This window comes from Propionicimonas sp. (assembly GCF_034927565.1).
Classification (GTDB): Bacteria; Actinomycetota; Actinomycetes; order Propionibacteriales; family Propionibacteriaceae; genus Propionicimonas.
Genome location: NZ_JAYFPT010000058.1, coordinates 1 through 17,648 on the forward strand (window position 1 = coordinate 1; position 17,648 = coordinate 17,648).

Here is a 17,648-nt window from a genome sequence, read left to right on the forward strand (position 1 = left end):
CGGGCGACATCGACGATCCGGGCGTCCAGCCCCTCCAGCGCGACCAGCCGGTGCTTGAGGACCCCGGGCACGGCGTCCGCCGCCTCGGCCATGGACGGGTAGCCCAATGCCACCACGACGGTGTGCGCGGGTGCCTCGACCAGCCGGACCTCGGCGCCGGCGACCACCGCCAGGGTGCCCTCCGAACCGGCCAGGAAGGCGGTGACGTCGAAGCCGTGTTCGGGCAGCAGGTGTTCCAGGCTGTAGCCGGAGACCTGCCGGGCGAACCTGCCGAACTCGGTGCGGATCACGCCCAGGTTGGCCATTACCAGGTCGTGCAGCCGGCGCAGGGTGGGGGAGTGGCTCTTCCGCAGGTCTGTCCGGGTGTCCAGCCGCAGTTGCTCACCGCTGCCGGTGATCACGTCCAGCGCCACCAGGTTGTCGGCGGTGCGGCCGTAGCCCAGGGCCCGCGGCCCGCAGGCGTTGTTGCCGATCATTCCGCCGATCGTGCACCGGTTGGAGGTGGACGGGTCGGGCCCGAACCGCAGCCCGTACGGCGCCGCCGTCCGTTGCAGCTGGGTCTGGACGATCCCCGGCTCCACCCGCGCGGTGCGGGCGTCCGGGTCGATCCCGGCGATCGCGTTCAGGTGCCGGGAGGTGTCCAGCACGATGCCCGGCCCGACCGCATTGCCGGCGCAGGACGTCCCGGCCCCGCGGATGGTGACCGGGATGCCACGGTCTCGGGCATGGTCGACCAGGTCGGCCAGTTCCTCGACGCTGCGGGGTTGGGCGACCGCCTGCGGCACCACCCGGTAGAGCGAGGCGTCGTAGCTGAACAGGGCGCGGGTCAGCCGGCTCTCGTCGAGTCGCGGATCGACCAGCACAGCCATGGGGACACTCTGCCATGACCGCGGGCGGCGGGTTCACCGCACAGGCGCGGCGACCGCCTCGCTCCGAGTTTTCCTACCGAACACGGTGTGCAAACTCGGAGCGAAGCGGACGGAGCCTCCGTAGGGCCGCCTCCCGGGGAGCAGACCTCTACGCGCCCCAGAGCGCCGGGCCGTACTTCAGCATCACCGCCACTACCAGGAACACCAACCACAGCGTGATCACCAGCGCATCGATCCCCATCCGCAGACCGGACTGCAGGGCCCGGTTCACCCGTTCGGGCAGGAACAGGTTGTTGTCGCGGATGTTGACGTGGGTCAGCGAGGTGAACACCAGCGTGGTCGACAGGGTCACCAGCAGGCACCACGGGCACAGCGCGTTGATGTGGAACATCGACTGGTAGAACAGCCAGTAGGCAAAGCCCAGCCCGATCGTGTAGACCACGTGGGCGGCGAACATGAACCCGCGCGGGAACCTCACCTTGCCCAGGCTGGCCACGGCGATCGTGATCACCACCGGCTCGGCGATCAGGCCGAGGAAGGCGTTGGGGAAGCCCAGCAGGTTGGCCTGCCAGGTCACGCCCACCTTGCCGCAGCTGATCACCTGGTTGATGTTGCAGCTCAGCGCCGCGTTGGCGTCCCGAGCCAGCTCGACCGCGTCGATGGACAGCACCAGCGATGCGGTCAGGCTGACCAGCGAGGAGAACAGCATGTAGCCGAAGATCCAGCCGTCCGACTGCCGGAAGCCGTGGAGCCGTTCCAGGATGTCGCTCACTTCGTGGCCGCTGCTGCTTCGACCGCTGCCTTCAGCGGCCCGGCCTGGTACTGCGCGCCGGCCGGATCGCTCTTGGTCGGCCAGTCGGCGCCGTCGATCTTGATCGTCGGGGTGCCGCCGATGCCGTCGGTGTTGAAGGCCTGGGTGGTGCCCTTGGTGACGAAGTCGGCGTTGGCCAGCTGGGCGAAACTGGCGATCACGTCGTTGCCGACGCCCACCTGGCGGGCCAGGTCCGCGATCTCAGAGTCGGACAGCCCGGCGGTGTTCTCCTCGGGCTGGTGGTCGAAGATCGCCGCGTTGAAGGCCATCACCTTGTCCGGCTCGGCCTTGGCCACCGCGACCAGGGCGTTGGCAGCACGGGTGGAGAACTTGGTGCCCTGCGAGGCCTCGTCGAGGAAGTTCAGGACGTGGAGCTCGACCTTCGCGGTGCCGTCGGCGACCAGGGCCTCCAGGTCGTCGCGGTTGGCCCGCTCGAAGTCACCGCAGTAGGGGCACATGAAGTCCTGGTAGATGGTCAGGGTGACCGGGGCGTCGTCCTCGCCGACAACCAGGGTGTAGTTGCCGGTCGCGGCACCACCACCCTCGGCCACCGGGGCGCTGCGGGCGTTGAGAGCTACCCAGACGATGACGCCGACGATGGCCGCCACGGCGACGCCGAGGATGCTGAAGGTGATGATGTTGCGGAGCTTGCGCTCCCGGGCTTCCCGCTCGCGCTGCTGCTGCAGTTGCTCACGACGGTTGCCGGAGGGCGGGGTGGGTTGTTTGGGTGTCTTGCTCATGGTCGTCTCCGTGTTCTGGGCTCGGCGTGCTGGCCAGCCCGCGCGGGCGCGCAGGGCTGTGGGGATGGATGCGCCTGGCGGCGCGGGGATTCCTCAGGCCAGGGCCGCGGCCGGCGGGCCACGCAGCAGCCGCAGACCGGTCAACACTGCCGCCCGCAGGTCGGCGATGAACGCCTGCAGCGGCGGACGGACAGCGGTGGACGGCGTCACCACCGGACGGTCGGCAGTCACGCGCCGGCGGAGCCAGGAGCGGGCCGCGGCGAGCGCCCGCAGCGCCCACCAGCCGAAACCGAGCCCGACGGCCAGCATCGCCAGCCCCGCGATCAGCGCGGAGAGCGAGAGCACGACCGAGAACTGGGCGATCTCGGCATAGTGCGGGCCGGGCGCGTAACTGCCCTCCGGGCAGGAACTGCTGTGGGCCAGCAGGCGCAGGTGCACCCCCAGCCAGGCTGTCCCCGATGACTCGGTCAGGCAGGCCGGCAGGGTACTGGAGAAGGCCAGTCGCGGCAGCGACCCGGTGAGCGCGAGCACGCCGAGGACGCTCAGGAGGATCGAGCCCCCCGTCCTGCGTAGTTGCGACAGCCTCACCATGGCCTCCGGTCGGATCGCGGACATTCTACAGGTCAGTTCGCCGCAGCGAAGGCCTCACCGTACGATCGTGCCCGCGAACCGAGGAGAGGCGGCTATGACGACCAACCCCACTGCACCCACCCGCGCTGAGCGGCTTGACCGGCTGCCGTTCGGCCGGCAGCACCGCAGACTGCTGGTCGGCTCCGGGGTGGGCTGGGCGCTGGACGCGATGGACGTCGGGCTGATCTCGTTCGTGATGGCGGCGCTGCGGCAGCAGTGGAACCTCGACGCCACCCAGCTGTCCTGGATCGGGTCGATCGGTTTCGTCGGCATGGCGCTGGGCGCCACCCTCGGCGGCCTGCTGGCCGACCGGGTGGGACGCCGGCAGACCTTCGCGCTGACCCTGCTGGTCTACGGGTTGGCCACCGGTGCGGCCGCCCTGTCCACCTCGGTGGCGATGCTGATCGCGCTGCGGTTCCTGGTCGGGTTGGGCCTGGGCGCCGAACTGCCGGTCGCCTCAACCCTGGTGAGCGAGTTCGCGCCACGCCGGATCCGTGGCCGGATGGTGGTGGCGCTGGAAGCGTTCTGGGCGGTCGGCTGGCTGATGGCCGCCCTGATCGGCTACGTCATCGTGCCGGCCGCCGACAACGGCTGGCGGTGGGCGCTGGCGGTGGGCATCCTGCCGACGGTCTACGCGGCGGTGGTCCGCTGGGGGCTGCCCGAGTCGGTGCGCTACCTGGAGCTGAAGGGACGCCACGCCGAAGCCGAGGCGGCCGTCCAGGCCTTCGAGCGCGGCAGCGAGGTGGAGCCCCGGGCCACGGGCGCGACTGACGCGGTGGAAGCCGAACCAGTCAGCGGCGAGGGCGAACCGGCCCGGTCGATCTGGTCGCGGGAGTACCGGGGCCGGACGGCGGCGCTGTGGGCGGTCTGGTTCTGCATCAACCTGAGCTACTACGGCGCCTTCATCTGGATTCCGACCCTGCTGGTCGGCCGCGGCTTCGACCTGGTGCAGTCCTTCGAGTACACCCTGATCATCACCCTCGCCCAGCTGCCCGGCTATGCGGCTGCCGCCTGGTTGATCGAGGTCTGGGGCCGGCGGGTCACCCTGGCGGTCTTCCTGGCGGGTTCGGCGGTCTCGGCGGTGCTGTTCGGGCTGGCGGGCGCGCCGGGAGCGATCATCGCCGCCGGCTGCGCGCTGTCCTTCTTCAACCTGGGTGCCTGGGGTGCGCTCTACGCCGTCGGGCCGGAGCTGTATCCCACCCCGGTGCGCGGTACCGGGACGGGGGCTGCTGCGGCCTTCGGCCGGATCGCCTCGATCATCGCCCCGCTGCTGGTGCCGGTGCTGTTGCCGCTGGGCGGTGAGGTTCTGGTCTTCGGGCTGTTCGGCGTGGTCTTCGTCCTGGCTGCGACCGCGGCGCTGGCGCTGCCCGAGATCACCGGACGTCCGCTGGACGATGACACCGAAGCACTCGCCGGAACACAGGGTTAGCGGTAACATCGCACCGACGGCGACCACCGCGGGACGCCGGTACCTGCAGCCGGATCGGGAGGGCGTGCGATGGCGGAGCCGAGCGCGCGGCGCAAGCCGAGCATGTACGACGTCGCCCGCCTCGCCGGGGTGTCCCACCAGACCGTTTCGCGGGTACTGAACAACCATCCCAGTATCCGGGAGTCCACCCGGCAGCGGGTACTGCAGGCCATCGACGAGGTGAGGTACACCCCGAACCCGATGGCCCGCGCGCTGGCCACCAACCACACCCACCGGCTGGGGGTGCTGGTGGACGGCGGCGCGCAGTACGGCCCCAATACCGCGCTGCGCGGCTTCGAGGAGGCAGCCCGCGAGGTGGGCTACTCAGTCGAGGCGATCTCGGTGCCCGGCATTCCGGGCGGCCCGGCGGCCGGGGTGGAGAACCTGATGATGCAGGGTGTGGAGGCGCTGTGCGTGATCGCGCCGCGGATTCCCTCGCTGGAGAGCGTGGGCGAGGTGATGGCCGACCTGCCCGTCCTGGTGGTGACCGCCGGGTCAGCGCCGGACCGGCTGACCGCGGCCGTCGACCAGGCGGCCGGCGCCCGGCTGGCCGTCGACCACCTGCTGGAGCTCGGCCACCGCGAGATCCTGCATCTTGCCGGACCGACCGACTGGCTGGACGCGGTGGCCCGGGCCCGAGCCTGGCGGGAAGGGCTGACCGAGGCCGGGCTGGCTGTCCACGAACCTGTGGTGGGGGACTGGTCGGCCGACTTCGGCTACCACTACGCCACCACCGCTGCCGAGATCGAGCGGGCCACGGCGGTCTTCGCTGCCAATGACCAGATGGCCCTCGGCCTGCTGCATGGGCTGCACACTCGCGGCCTGCGGGTGCCCGAGGACATCTCGGTGATCGGCTTCGACGACCTGCCGGAGTCGCGGCACTTCCTGCCGCCGCTGACCACCGTCCGGCAGGACTTCCACGCCCTGGGCGCACTCAGTGTCACCCTGCTGATCGCTGCGCTGCAGGGCCAGACGCCACCGGCCGGAGACCTGATCCCGCCGGTGCTGGTGGTACGGGAATCGACCGCGCCGCCACGGCGTGACCCCGCGACTCCGTGACCCGATGACCCCGTTGACCCGCTGACCGAGAGGATCCCCACGATGACCCAGTTCGATGCCGACACCCAGGCCAGGATCGACCAACTGCGGGCCGACGTCGCCCGGCTGCACGCCGAACTCGTCCGCTACGGCCTGGTGGTGTGGACGGCCGGCAATGTCTCGGGACGGGTGCCGGGCACCGAGCTGTTCGTGATCAAGCCGTCCGGGGTCTCCTACGACGACCTGGCTGCGGAGAACATGATCCTGTGCGATGCCGACGGCAACGCGATTCCAGGAACGCCGGGCAGCGAGCGGTCCCCGTCCAGTGACACCGCCGCGCACGCCTATGTCTACCGGCACATGCCCGAGGTGGGTGGGGTGGTGCACACCCATTCCGACTACGCCACCGCGTGGGCGGCCCGGCGCGAGCCGATCCCGTGCGTGCTGACCATGATCGGCGACGAGTTCGGCGGGGAGATCCCGGTGGGCCCGTTCGCGCTGATCGGTGACGACTCGATCGGCCGCGGGATCGTCGAGACCTTGCGCCATTCCCGCTCCCGGGCGGTACTGATGGCCAACCACGGACCGTTCACCGTCGGGGTCACCGCCAAGGACGCGGTGAAAGCCGCGGTGATGGTCGAGGACGTGGCGCGCACCGTCCACTTCGCGCGGCAGCTGGGCGAGCCCGTCCCGATCGCCCGGTCCGACATCGACGCGCTCTACAACCGCTACCAGAACGTCTACGGCCAGGCCACCGACGACCGGCGGCCCGGGCAGGCATAGCGGCACGCCCGGGCACTGCCCGCCGAACCCGGCTCAGGCCGGATTGGTGTGCCAGATCCGGTCGATGTAGTCGCGCATCGAGCGGTCGGAGGAGAAGTAGCCGCTGCGGGCCACGTTCAGGATCGCCGAGCGTGTCCACGCCTCGGTGTCGGCGTAGTACGCCTCCACCTTCGCCTGCGCGTCCAGATAGGACTGGTAGTCGGCCAGGGCCAGGAAGCGGTCCTCGTAGAGCAGGTTCGAGACCAGCGGCTCGAAGACCCCGCGGTCGCCGCCGGAGAAGTGCCCCGAGGCAATCAGGTCGAGGGCGGCCTTGAGTTGCGGGTTGTTCTCGTAGTACTCGTGGGGACGGTAGCCGCGGCTCTGCAGATCGGCGACCTCCGGCTCGAGCAGACCGAACAGGAAGAAGTGCTCGTCGCCGACCAGGCGGCGGATCTCGACGTTTGCGCCGTCATCGGTGCCGATGGTCAGCGCGCCGTTGAGCGCGAACTTCATGTTGCCCGTCCCGGAGGCCTCCTTGCCGGCCAGCGAGATCTGCTCGGACAGGTCGGCAGCCGGGATCAGCCGTCCGGCCAGGGTCACGTTGTAGTTCGCCGGAAAGGCGACGCTGAGCCGGCCCTGCACCAGCGGGTCGGCGTTGATCACCTTCGCCACCGAGTTGATCAGGAAGATGGTCTCCTTGGCCAGCCGGTAGCCGGGGGCGGCCTTGGCGCCGAAGACGAAGGTGCGCGGGGTGATGTCCTCGGGCCTCACCTTGCCGGACAGGATCTGCTCGTACAGCGTGACGATGTGCAGCACCTTGAGGCTCTGGCGCTTGTACTCGTGGAGCCGCTTGACCATCACGTCGAGCAGATGGTCGGTGGGCAGGTCGATGTCGTCACGGGCCTTCAGCAACTGGCGCAATTGCAGCTTGTTGGTGGCCTTCACCGCGGCGAAGGCCACCCGGAAGTCGGCATCCTCGGCATACGGCTCGAGCTCCTCCAGCCGCTCCAGATCGGTCAGCCAGCCGACCCCGATGGTGTCGGTGATCAGCTCGGACAGGCCAGGATTGGCCAGCTTGACGAACCGGCGCGGGGTCACCCCGTTGGTGACGTTGGTGAACTTGTCCGGCCAGTACTGCGAGAAGTCCGGCAGCACTTTGTCGCGCAGCAACTGGGAGTGCAGCTCGGCGACGCCGTTGACCTTGCTGCCAGCGACGGTGGCCAGGTAGGCCATCCGGACGGCGCGCTCGGGGTAGTCGGTCACGATGGACATCCGGCGGGCCCGGATCTCGTCGTCGGGATAGGTGGCGCGCACCTGGCTGAGGAACTCCTCGTTGATCTGGTTGATGATCTCCAGGTGCCGGGGCAGCAGCCGTCCGAGCAGGTCGGTGGGCCACACCTCCAGGGCCTCGGGCAGCAGGGTGTGGCAGGTGTAGGCGAAACACTTCTGGGTGATCTCCCAGGCGTCGTCCCAGTCGAACTTCCGCTCGTCGACCAGCAGCCGCATCAGTTCGGGGACGGCGATCACCGGGTGGGTGTCGTTGAGCTGGAAGATGATCCGGTCCGGCAGGGTGTGCAGATCCTCCTCGGGGCCCATCAGCCGGTCGATGAAGTCGCGGATCGAGCAGGCTACGAAGAAGTACTGCTGCTGCAGCCGCAGTTCCTTGCCCTGTGGGGTGGAGTCCTCGGGGTACAGCACCTTGGTGATGTTCTCGGCGAAGGTCTGGGCGCGGACGGCCTCGGCGTAGTCGCCGGCATTGAAGATCGACAGGTCGAAGCTCTTGGTGGCCTGGGCGCTCCACAGCCGCAGCGTGTTGACCCGGCCGTTGAGGTAGCCCGGGACCATGTAGTTGTAGGGGATGCCCAGGACGTTCCAGTCCGGGATCCAGCGGGTGCGCTCGACCCCGTCGGTGTCGAGATAGCGCTCGGTGTGGCCGCCGAAGTCGACCTGCACGGCCGACTCGGGGTGGGCGAACTCCCAGGGATTGCCGAGCGCGAGCCAGGTGTCGGGCTGCTCGACCTGGCGGCCGTCCACGAAGGTCTGCTTGAAGATGCCGTACTCGTAGCGGATGCCGTAGCCAATGCAGGGAACGCTCATGGTCGCCAGGGAGTCGATGAAACAGGCCGCAAGCCGGCCCAGGCCGCCGTTGCCGAGGCCGGGCTCCACCTCCTGGGCGCGCAGGGTGTCGAGTTCGAGGCCGCAGGCGGCCATCGCCTTCTCCGCGATGTCGGACAGGTCGGTGGCCAGCAGGGCGTTGCCGAGCTGGCGTCCCAGCAGGTACTCGGCCGAGAGGTAGCCGACCATCCTGGCCTTCGAGTGACGCTGTTTGCGGGTGTTCTCCAGCCAGCGGGCCATCAGATAGTGCCGGACGGTACGGGCCAGCGCCAGGTACTGGTCGTTGACGCTGGAGCGGGACAGCGCGACGCCCTGCCCGGTGTTCAGCTCGCGCAGGAACTCCTTGACGAAGCCGTCCACCGAGTGCGGTGGCGCGGTCACCGGGGCGAGCGCCACCGGATGGGTGGGCTGGAAGGTGGGGCCGAGGCGGTTCGGCTCGGTGGTCTGGGTCTCGTCCGCGGGGAGGTCGGAGTCAGGCCGGTGCACATCGAGCATCGAGTAGTCGGTGGAAGTCACCGGCCAACCGTACCCAGTTCGGCCGGACGGTCGTTAGTCGTCCCCTCCTGCGGCACCAGAGCCGGACTGCTGCCACGAGCGGTAGGGTTCACCAGCGCGGCGTGCCCAGGGTGACCAGCAGATCCTCGTGCAACTGGAACCACACGGTGTGGTAGGAGTCGGTGTTGTCGGTGACGTAGCCGAGCTCGCCGCCGGTGGAGCGCTCCAGCGCCCGCGACAGCCGACTGCCGTAGGGCGAGAACCGTTCCAGGACGCCGGCCAGGTCGGTGCAGATCGCCTGCCCGCGGCGGTGGAGGGAACTCAGTCGCTGCAGCACCCGCGCGTCGTAGCGGTGGTCGGCGTGGTCGTTCGGCAGGCCGTCGACCGGACGCAACTGCCAGGCCGTGCAGACCTCGAGCAGTTCCGGGTTGAGAACCAGGAAGGCGTCGTAGCTTCGTCCGACCAGCTCCCGGGAGCCGGTCTGGTCAAGTTCGGCGGCGATGCGCTCGTCGTCGGTACCGCGGCCGGCCTCGGTGATGCTCCAGCCGCCGAAGCCGCCACGCCAGTAGGTCACCAGCCCGGAACGGGCGAGGTCGATCAGCTCGGACTCGACGTCGGCCTGCGACAGTTGGACGGCGGCGGCCAGCCGTTCGCAGGGTGCGGTTCCGATGCAGCGCAGCGCATGGAGCACCACCAGATCGGGGTCGCTGCGGTGCGGGGTGGGGTTCATCCCGGCGATGGTAGTGGCAGCCGGGGGCGATCCCACCGGGCCGTCCGCGAGCGCGAAACCGCCGGCGGATCGGATGGACTGTGCTATGGATCGGCAAAAGTTCGGGTAGCTTAACTTTTGTGGAACCCGGTATGGCGCAGCAGGCGGATCCGCCGGTCGAGGCACCGGCAGCAGACAACCCACGAACGGCAGCCCGACAGCGGCGACTGCACTGGCTGTGGGGACCGGCTTTCGTGGCGGCGATCGCCTATGTCGACCCCGGCAATGTCGCGGCCAACCTGACCGCCGGCGCCCGCTACGGCTACCTGCTGGTCTGGGTGCTGGTGGTGGCCAACCTGATGGCGGTGCTGGTGCAGTATCTGTCGGCCAAGACCGGGCTGGTCACCGGCCGCAGCCTGCCGGAGTTGCTCGGCCAGCGGCTGCGCCGCGGGCCACGGCTGCTCTACTGGGCACAGGCCGAGCTGGTGGCTGCCGCCACCGACCTGGCCGAGGTGCTCGGCGGGGCGATCGCCCTGCAGATCCTGTTCGGCGTCCCGCTGCTGTGGGGCGGGGTGATCGTCGGCGCGGTGTCGATGCTGCTGTTGACCGTCCAGTCGCGACGCGGCCAGCGTTCGTTCGAGTTCGTGGTGATGGGGCTGCTGCTGGTGATCACCATCGGCTTCGTCGCCGGGCTGTTCGTCAGCGACGTCGCCTGGGGCGAGGCAGCCGCCGGCCTGGTGCCCCGGTTCGAGGGGACGGAGTCGGTCCTGCTGGCCGCCAGCATGCTGGGCGCCACCGTGATGCCGCACGCCATCTACGTGCACTCCGCGCTGGCCCGCGACCGGCACGGCGACACCGGGAAAGCAGCGCTGGGCCGGCTGCTGCGAGCCACCCGCGGGGACGTGCTGGCGTCCATGCTGGTGGCGGGCGCGGTGAACATCGCCATGCTGCTGCTGGCGGCCGACAGCCTGCGCGGGGTGGCCGGCACCGACTCGATCCAGGGCGCACACCAGGCGATCTCGAACACCCTCGGCCCGGCTGTCGGGGCACTGTTCGGCATCGGCCTGCTGGCCTCCGGACTGGCCTCCACGTCGGTGGGCTGCTACGCCGGTGCCTCGATCATGGCCGGGTTGCTGAAGGTCCGGGTGCCGATGCTGGCCCGTCGGGTGGTCACGCTGGCACCGGCACTGGTGGTGCTCGCGCTCGGGGTGGATCCCACCTGGGCCCTGGTGCTGAGTCAGGTACTGCTGAGCGTCGGGATCCCGTTCGCGCTGGTGCCGCTGGTGTCGTTGACCGGCAACCGGGAAGTGATGGGAGAGCAGGCGAACTCGCTGCGGCTACGGATCGCCGCCTGGACGGTGGTCGGGCTGATCGTCGCGCTCAACCTGGCCCTGATCGTGCTGACCGTCGCCGGGATCGGCTGATGGCCGCCGGCGTCAACGACCTCACCCCACTCGCCCAGGACTACGTCAAGGTGATCTGGGCAGCCACCGAGTGGGGGGAGCCGCCGATCACCACCAAGGGCCTGGCCGCCAGGTTCCAGACCTCCCAGGCCAACGTCTCCGACGCCGTGCGCCGGCTGGCCGCGCAGGGGCTGGTGAGCTATGAGCCCTACCGTCCGGTGGTGCTCACCGAGCGCGGACGGGCACTGGCGACGGCGATGGTGCGCCGCCACCGGCTGCTGGAGTGTTTCCTCGCCGAGGTGCTCGGCTACGGCTGGGACGAGGTGCACGACGAGGCCGAGCGCCTTGAGCACGCGGTCTCCGACGACTTCCTGGCACGCATCGACGTCCTGCTCGGCCATCCCCGTTCCGACCCCCACGGCGACCCGATCCCGGATCCGGACGGCACCTGGCCGCCCCCGCCCGCCAGCGTCCGGTTGTCGCAGGCCGCCCCCGGCAGCTACGTCGTGCTACGGGTCTCCGACAGCGACCCGGCCCGGCTCACCCGGCTGCGGCAGCAGGGGGTGGTTCCCGGGGCGGTCCTCACCGTGAGTGCCGACCGGGTGTTCGCCGGGGCCGCTGAGCTGAACCTGGCGCCGTCCGACGGTGACGCGGTGCGGCTCCGTCCGCCTCACTGAGCCCCTGGCGGCTACGCTCGTTGCGTGCGACGCGTCTCACTGTTCGGCATCTTCGGTCTCGTCACGGCGGCGTTGGTGATGCTGCCCGCGGCCCGGGCGGCCGCCGACGACAACGACTGGCAGATCGACCGCTACACCGTGGCCGCCACCGTCGACCGGCAGGGCACCACCCAGGTCAGGATCGACCTCGACTTCGACTTCGGCGACGATCCCGGCCACGGCCCGTACATCAGCCTCCCGCTGCGGCAGGAGATCGAGGGCGATCCCGACCACTGGCGGATGCTGGACGTGGTGCCGGGCAGCGTGACCAGTTCCACCGGGGCGAACACCGAGGTGACGACCAGCGAGGACGCGGGCAACCTGCTGATCCGGGTCGGAAGCGAGCACCAGACCTACACCGGGGTGCAGCAGTACACGATCAGCTACACGATCCGCGGCCTGATCGCGCCCGCGCAGGCCCAGTCCGGGCTGGACGAGTTCAACTGGAACGTGATCGGCACCGGCTGGGAGGTACCGATCCGCGACATCACCGCCACCGTGACCGGCCCGGTGGACGTCGTCCGGACCGCCTGTTTCACCGGCGGGTTGTTCAGCGCACCCTGTGACGCCGACAACTCCAGCGGCACGACCGCTACCTTCAGCCAGTCCCGGGTCGACGACGGCGTCCCGCTGCAGATCGTCGCCGGCTTCCCGTCCGGCACCTTCACCGCCGCCGAGGCCCGGCTCACCACCCGCTACCACCTCGGCAACCTGTTCGGCGTGACCCCGCTCACCGGTGGCCTGACCGCCGCGTTGTCGGCCCTCGGGCTGGGTTTCCTGATCCGCCGCACCCGGCGGGGCGCCCGCGACGAGGTCTACCTCGGCCTCACCCCGGGTCTGGTCCCAGCTCCCGGCCAGGAGGCCTCGGTCGGCCGGGGTTCGGCCGGCCAGCCGGTGGCGGTCCAGTTCCAGCCGCCGGCCGGAGCTCGTCCCGGTGAGGTGGGAGTGCTGACCGACAACACCGCCGACAACACCGACATCACAGCCACCATGATCGACCTGGCCGTCCGCGGCTACCTGCGGATCGAGCAGACCGGGAAGAAGGACTGGCGGTTCACCCGGCTGGCCAGCCCTGACGGCCTGGTCGACTACGAGCAGGCGCTGTTCGACGGCCTGTTCGACCGCGGTGACGTGGTGGACACCGATGATCTGAAGAACAAGTCCTACGGCGACCTGCTGGAGCGCACCCGGTCGCGGCTCTACAGCCGGGTCACCCGGGAGTTGCACTGGTTCACCCGCAATCCCCGGTTGGTTCGCGGGCTGGCGCTGGCAGCCGGGGTGGGCCTGGTGCTCGCCGGGGTAGCGGTCGGGCTGGGCCTGGGCTTCTGGGGCGTCGCCGCCGGGACCGGTGGTTTCGGCCTGCTCGGACTGTCCGGGGTGGTGACCGGCATCGGGGTGCTGATCATGAACAACCGGTTCGGCTCCCGGACCGCCACCGGCTCGGCGATGCTCGCCCAGACCAAGGGCTTCGAGCTCTACCTCGGTACCGCCGAAGCCGACCAGATCAGGTTCGAGGAGGGCATCGACGTGTTCTCCCGCTACCTGCCCTACGCCATCGTCTTCGGCGTCGCCGAGCGGTGGACGAAGGTCTTCGCCCAGCTCGAGGCAGAGGGCCGCTACACCCCCAGCGCCGCCGGGTGGTACATCGGCTATGGCACCCACGGCTACCTCGACCCCGGCTTCGCGTCCTCGATGGACCGGCTCTCCAGCCAGATGTCCTCCCAGCTCCAGTCGGCCACGGCCGCCTCCTCGGGGGGTTCTGGTTTTTCCGGCGGTGGCGGCTTCGGCGGCGGTGGTGGCGGCGGCTGGTGAGTCTTGCCGCTAGTCTTGGCCCGATTCTGTGCACCCGATGGAAGTGATGGTTTTTCCGATGCCCCTCGTCGTGCCCGGACCGTCGCTGCTGCCACAGAACATCCCGCTGGCGTTGACGCTGATGATCGCCTCATCGCTGCTGTTCGCGCTCGGGGTGACGATCCAGCACTATGCGGTCGGACGGACGGTCGACACCGCGGCTGACAGCCGCCACCTCGGCCTGCGGCAGGTGCTCGGCCTGCTCACCAACCCGCGCTGGCTGGGCGGCATCGCCGTCGCCGCCGGTGGCTCGGCCTTCCACATTCTCGGGCTGATGATGGCGCCGGTCACCGTCGTGCAGCCGGTGGGCATCCTGGCGGTGCCGTGGTCGGTGCTGCTGGCGGCGCGGATCCACCACTACCGCCCGACCCGGCGCACCTGGGCGGCCGTCTGCCTGACCATCGCCGGCATCGCATCCTTCACCCTGATCTCGACTCGCAATGCCGCCCCCGACACCGCGCTGCCGCCATGGGGGATCCTGATCGGCTCGGTGGTGGTGTTCGCGGTGGCCGCCGGGTTCGGCCTGCTGGGACGGTTCGGCAGGCACTCGCTGCGCTGCATCATGTGGGCGAGCGGCGGCTCGTTCTGTTACGGGCTCTCGTCAGCCCTGATCAAGGCGCTCAGCGAAATGGTCAGCCAGCCGGGGGTGTTCGGCCGTCCGCTGATCTGGGGGGTGATGGCCGGCATGCTGGCCTGCTACGCCTTCGGCGGCTGGATGATCCAGCAGTCCTACGCCAACGGTCCGGCCGAGATCGTGGTGGGATCGATGACCACCACCGACCCGATCGTGGCCGTCGCCTTCGGCATCGTCGTGCTGGGCGAGGGCGCGTTGATCGGTGCCCTGGACGGACTGGGCATGGCGCTCAGCGGCGCGGTGGCGGTGACCGGGGTGGTGATCCTCTCCAAATTGCACCCGGCCTCGCAACGCGACCAGGTGCCGGCGGTCTCCTGACGGCCGGTCTCAGCCGGTCGCGCGGGCCCGGGCGTGGTCGAGCGCCTCGGCGTAGACCTGGTTGGTGCGGGCCAGATAGGTGTCCATCGAGAACTCCTCGCGGGCGGTGAGGCAGGCCCGCGAGGCCGCCACCACCCGGGAGGGATGGCGCACCAGGTCAACCAGGGTCTGCGCGAGCAGGTCCTCGTCGGTGCCGTAGGCGGGGATGCCCGGTCCGTCCAGTCCTTCTCGCAGGTTCGGGTCGCAGACGACCACCCCCCGCAGCGCGTTGACCGCCTCCACCACCACCATCGGCTGGTTGTCCCAGCCCACCGAGGTGATCGCGGCGAGTTGGCTGTCGGCGAGCACCCGGAGGACCTCCTCGGGTGGCACCCGGCCGTGCAGCACGATGCCCGGATAGCCCTTCGCCAGGCGCTGGGCCTTGCGGAAATGCTCGCCGTGGCCCAGCAGGTCCACGCGCAGTGCGCCGGCGGGCAGGGCGTCCATGGCGGAGCGCACCGCGCGCAGGAAGGGCAGTACCCGCTTCTCGGCGATGAACCGCCCGGTCCACACCACCCGCAGCGGTGGATCGACCCGGGTCACCGGCACGGCGTCGCGCGGCGCCGCGTGGGTGTTCGGGATGACCGTGATCCGTTCCAGGCCGGCCTCCCGCAGCCGGTCGGCCTGGTGGGCGGAGGGGGAGACCACGTGGTCGACCCGCTGCGCCACCGTCAGGGTCCAGTTGCGCATCGCCGAGTTCCCGGGCTGCGGGGCGAGCAACGCCCTGGTGTTCGGCAGACCGGTCAGGAACCGGTGGTAGAGCGGTGCACCCCAGCCGAGCAGGCGCTGGATGGGCCAGGCGGTCTGCCAGAAGAAGGTGTGGACGGTGTGCACCACGGGCAGGCCCAGGTGCTCGGCGGCCAGGACCGCGGCAGCCCCCATGGCGAGTTCGGAGTGGATGTGCACCAGTTGCACGTTGCGCCGGGTGAAGGTGTCGACGAAGAACTGGGTGAGCTCGGGGGTGTTGCGGGTCACCGGCAACCCGTACAGCGGCAGCCGGAACCAGATCGGGACCGGGACCGCCGTGACGCCCTGGTGGGTGCCGAGCTCGTCGAGCCGGGGAGCCGGGCAGGCCATGGCCGTCACCTCATAGTGCCGGCCGAGGGTGCTCACCTGCTCGTAGAAGGCGGTCTCGGCGCCCCCGATGGTGGTCATCGAGTAGTCCATGACGACGGCGATCCGGCGCAACTCCGGGACGGTACTGGTCACGGTCACCCACCTTAGCCAGCCGCGGCGGGCGATCGCGGGACGGCAGGGCCGTCGGCTCAGGCCGGGATCACCAGGGCGGAGAGCTGGCTCTGTCCCCAGCCCTCGGAGAGGATCAGGGTGAGGTCGGCGTGCTGGATGGGAAAGAACAGCCAGCCGGTACGTTCCTCGCCGGCGTTGACCGGGTTCAGGTCGAAGGCCGGGCCGTCCGCCCCGGGAGAGGGGTAGATCACCTCGGCGTCCTGGTCGGTGTTGCTGAATGCGACGAAGGAGAAGTCCAGGCTGCCGGAGTCCACTGCCAGCCAGAGCTCGACCTCGACCCCGGAGGCCGTCCACCGGTGGTTGCGGACCTCCCAGCGTCCCTGCAGTCGTTCGTCAGAGGAGCCGAACGGCTGGCCGGGCAGTGCCGGGCTGGCCGACTGGCTGGGCGAGGGCGATGCCGACGGCGCTCCGAAGAAGTCCGGCGGCAGGGTGGCACCGACCGCGATCAGGACCGCCACGACCGCCACCGCCAGGCCGATGAACCACGGCGCCTTCGAACGCGGTGGTGCATAGTCGCCGATCGTGGTCGACTCCGGCCGGGGGGCGCCCAGCGGCTGCCTGGGATCCGGGCCGGTGGGCACGCCACCGCTGCCGAGGGGAGTCGGGCTCCACCCGGTGGGGGGCCGGTTGTCCGGCCAGCCCTGCGGTGTCTGGGTCATCGTGCCAAGGCTACGGCATGGACCCAATCGGGGGCTGTCATCCACAGGGCGGCCGGACCGGCACCGCGCTGTGGACAACTGAACCGCGGCGCCCGTTCGCGCGACAGTGGGCGGACATGATGGGTTCACGCGAGACCGTGCCGCGACTGCGGGCACACAGTACTGAGGAGATCCTCGACCTGGTTCCGCACCTGCTGGGCTTCCACCCCACCGACTCCTTGGTGGTGTTGGTGGTGGAGTCCGGTGTGGTGGTGGTCACCGCCCGGGTCGACCTGGCCGACATCGCGCCGACGGGCCAGCTCGAGGGGCTGCTGCACCGGCTCTGGACGCGGTTCCCGGCCGCCGGGGCCTGGCTGCTCGCCTATACCCCCGACTCCGGGCTGGGCTGGGACGTCCTGCAGCGGTGCGAGGCCTTCCTGGAGCGGGCACCGCTGTGCCGGCTCACCCTGGTGAGCGGCGACAGTTGGTGGTCTGACGGGCCGGGCGGGCCAGGCGGCCGGCACGATCCGGGGCATGGCCCACTGGCGGCTGCGGCCGCTTTCCACGGCCTCCCGGCCCGGCGCACCCGGGCAGAACTGGAGGCCTGCTTCGATCCGCCTGGCCAGACGGAGTACTCCCGGCTGCTCGGTCTGGCCGCGACGGTCGCCGCCGAGCTGGCGCGGCAGCGGAAGGGCCGCTGGCCGGGCGACCTGGTACGGGTGGTGCGGGCCCAGCTCGGCAACGTCGCCCTCGGTGAGACCGCGGCCGTCCGGCTGGCGTTGCTGGCCTGCGACCCGCCCACCCAGGAGGCCGCCCTGCTGCTGGTGAACCGGCAGAACGCCACCGCGCATCTGGCGCTGTGGCAGGCGGTGGTGAACCGGGTGCCACCCGAATATGCCGGCAATGCGCTGGCCCTGGCCGGGATGGCCGGCTGGATTGCCGGCGAGGGAGCGGTCGTGACCATCTGCCTCGACCGGCTGAACGGCAGTCGGGCCAACCCTGCCCTGCCGGAGATCCTCCAGCTGGTGTGCGACGACGTGGTGCCACCGTCGCTGTGGGAGGTGCTGCGGGAAGGGCTGCTCTCGCAGACCACCCCGGCGGTCCAGCGCGCACTCTCCCGGTCGCCCGGGTAAGGCGCCGGGGCCGCATGGCCTATGATTTCCT

At 70.3% G+C, this 17,648-nt stretch carries 16 protein-coding genes; 8 read left to right on the top strand and 8 right to left on the bottom strand.

Going from position 1 to position 17,648, the window contains the following annotated elements:
- From VB080_RS11315 to VB080_RS11330, 4 genes are all read right to left on the bottom strand, one after another.
- On the bottom strand, positions 1–869 hold an 869-nt coding region (locus tag VB080_RS11315), incomplete at its 3' end, for an FAD-binding oxidoreductase (protein WP_323418554.1).
- A gap of 148 nt (positions 870–1,017) precedes the next feature.
- Positions 1,018–1,641 (bottom strand): vitamin K epoxide reductase family protein, encoded by a 624-nt coding sequence (locus VB080_RS11320; protein ID WP_323418555.1) that lies wholly within the window; start codon positions 1,639–1,641, stop codon positions 1,018–1,020.
- Positions 1,638–2,420 (bottom strand): DsbA family protein, encoded by a 783-nt coding sequence (locus VB080_RS11325; protein ID WP_323418556.1) that lies wholly within the window; start codon positions 2,418–2,420, stop codon positions 1,638–1,640. Before VB080_RS11325 ends, VB080_RS11320 begins: the two co-directional genes overlap by 4 nt.
- 93 nt (positions 2,421–2,513) lie before the next feature.
- Positions 2,514–3,035 carry a hypothetical protein gene (locus tag VB080_RS11330; protein WP_323418557.1) on the bottom strand — a complete coding sequence of 174 codons (522 nt, stop codon included), beginning with the start codon at positions 3,033–3,035 and terminating at the stop codon, positions 2,514–2,516.
- A gap of 70 nt (positions 3,036–3,105) precedes the next feature.
- Here VB080_RS11330 and VB080_RS11335 point away from each other — a divergent pair, with 70 nt between their 5' ends.
- The 3 genes from VB080_RS11335 (at position 3,106) to VB080_RS11345 (ending at position 6,339) form a co-directional block, all read left to right on the top strand.
- Complete coding sequence (locus VB080_RS11335; protein WP_323418558.1) at positions 3,106–4,479, top strand: MFS transporter; 1,374 nt, start codon at positions 3,106–3,108, stop codon at positions 4,477–4,479.
- A 69-nt stretch (positions 4,480–4,548) separates the two neighbouring features.
- Complete coding sequence (locus VB080_RS11340; protein ID WP_323418559.1) at positions 4,549–5,577, top strand: LacI family DNA-binding transcriptional regulator; 1,029 nt, start codon at positions 4,549–4,551, stop codon at positions 5,575–5,577.
- A 42-nt stretch (positions 5,578–5,619) separates the two neighbouring features.
- Positions 5,620–6,339 (top strand): L-ribulose-5-phosphate 4-epimerase, encoded by a 720-nt coding sequence (locus tag VB080_RS11345; protein ID WP_323418560.1) that lies wholly within the window; start codon positions 5,620–5,622, stop codon positions 6,337–6,339.
- 33 nt (positions 6,340–6,372) lie between these two features.
- On the opposite strand, the gene VB080_RS11350 is transcribed toward VB080_RS11345, so the two are convergent.
- The gene (locus VB080_RS11350) at positions 6,373–8,949 is read right to left on the bottom strand and encodes a glycogen/starch/alpha-glucan phosphorylase (RefSeq protein WP_323418561.1); all 2,577 of its coding nucleotides are present in this window, start codon (positions 8,947–8,949) and stop codon (positions 6,373–6,375) included.
- Between the two features lie 88 nt (positions 8,950–9,037).
- Positions 9,038–9,658 carry a transcriptional regulator gene (locus tag VB080_RS11355; protein ID WP_323418562.1) on the bottom strand — a complete coding sequence of 207 codons (621 nt, stop codon included), beginning with the start codon at positions 9,656–9,658 and terminating at the stop codon, positions 9,038–9,040.
- Between the two features lie 131 nt (positions 9,659–9,789).
- Between VB080_RS11355 and VB080_RS11360 the strand changes: the two genes are divergently transcribed.
- Genes VB080_RS11360 through VB080_RS11375 form a run of 4 tightly spaced genes read left to right on the top strand, consistent with a single transcriptional unit; the run spans position 9,790 to position 14,559 of the window.
- Positions 9,790–11,061, top strand: a complete 1,272-nt coding sequence (locus tag VB080_RS11360) for an Nramp family divalent metal transporter (RefSeq protein ID WP_323418563.1) — start codon at positions 9,790–9,792, stop codon at positions 11,059–11,061.
- On the top strand, positions 11,061–11,717 hold the full coding sequence (locus VB080_RS11365; protein WP_323418564.1) for a metal-dependent transcriptional regulator: 657 nt from the start codon (positions 11,061–11,063) through the stop codon (positions 11,715–11,717). Before VB080_RS11360 ends, VB080_RS11365 begins: the two co-directional genes overlap by 1 nt.
- A 24-nt stretch (positions 11,718–11,741) precedes the next feature.
- The gene (locus VB080_RS11370) at positions 11,742–13,568 is read left to right on the top strand and encodes a DUF2207 domain-containing protein (RefSeq protein WP_323418565.1); all 1,827 of its coding nucleotides are present in this window, start codon (positions 11,742–11,744) and stop codon (positions 13,566–13,568) included.
- 58 nt (positions 13,569–13,626) lie between these two features.
- Positions 13,627–14,559, top strand: coding sequence for a hypothetical protein (locus tag VB080_RS11375; protein WP_323418566.1), 933 nt, complete (start codon positions 13,627–13,629; stop codon positions 14,557–14,559).
- 9 nt (positions 14,560–14,568) lie between these two features.
- Here the strand turns inward: VB080_RS11375 and VB080_RS11380 are convergent, their stop codons facing one another.
- The gene (locus VB080_RS11380) at positions 14,569–15,807 is read right to left on the bottom strand and encodes a glycosyltransferase family 4 protein (protein WP_323418567.1); all 1,239 of its coding nucleotides are present in this window, start codon (positions 15,805–15,807) and stop codon (positions 14,569–14,571) included.
- A 56-nt stretch (positions 15,808–15,863) separates the two neighbouring features.
- Positions 15,864–16,505 (bottom strand): hypothetical protein, encoded by a 642-nt coding sequence (locus VB080_RS11385; protein WP_323418568.1) that lies wholly within the window; start codon positions 16,503–16,505, stop codon positions 15,864–15,866.
- Between the two features lie 116 nt (positions 16,506–16,621).
- On the opposite strand from VB080_RS11385, the gene VB080_RS11390 reads away from it, so the two are divergent.
- Complete coding sequence (locus VB080_RS11390) at positions 16,622–17,617, top strand: DUF4192 domain-containing protein (RefSeq protein WP_323418569.1); 996 nt, start codon at positions 16,622–16,624, stop codon at positions 17,615–17,617.
- Positions 17,618–17,648 lie beyond the last annotated feature (31 nt).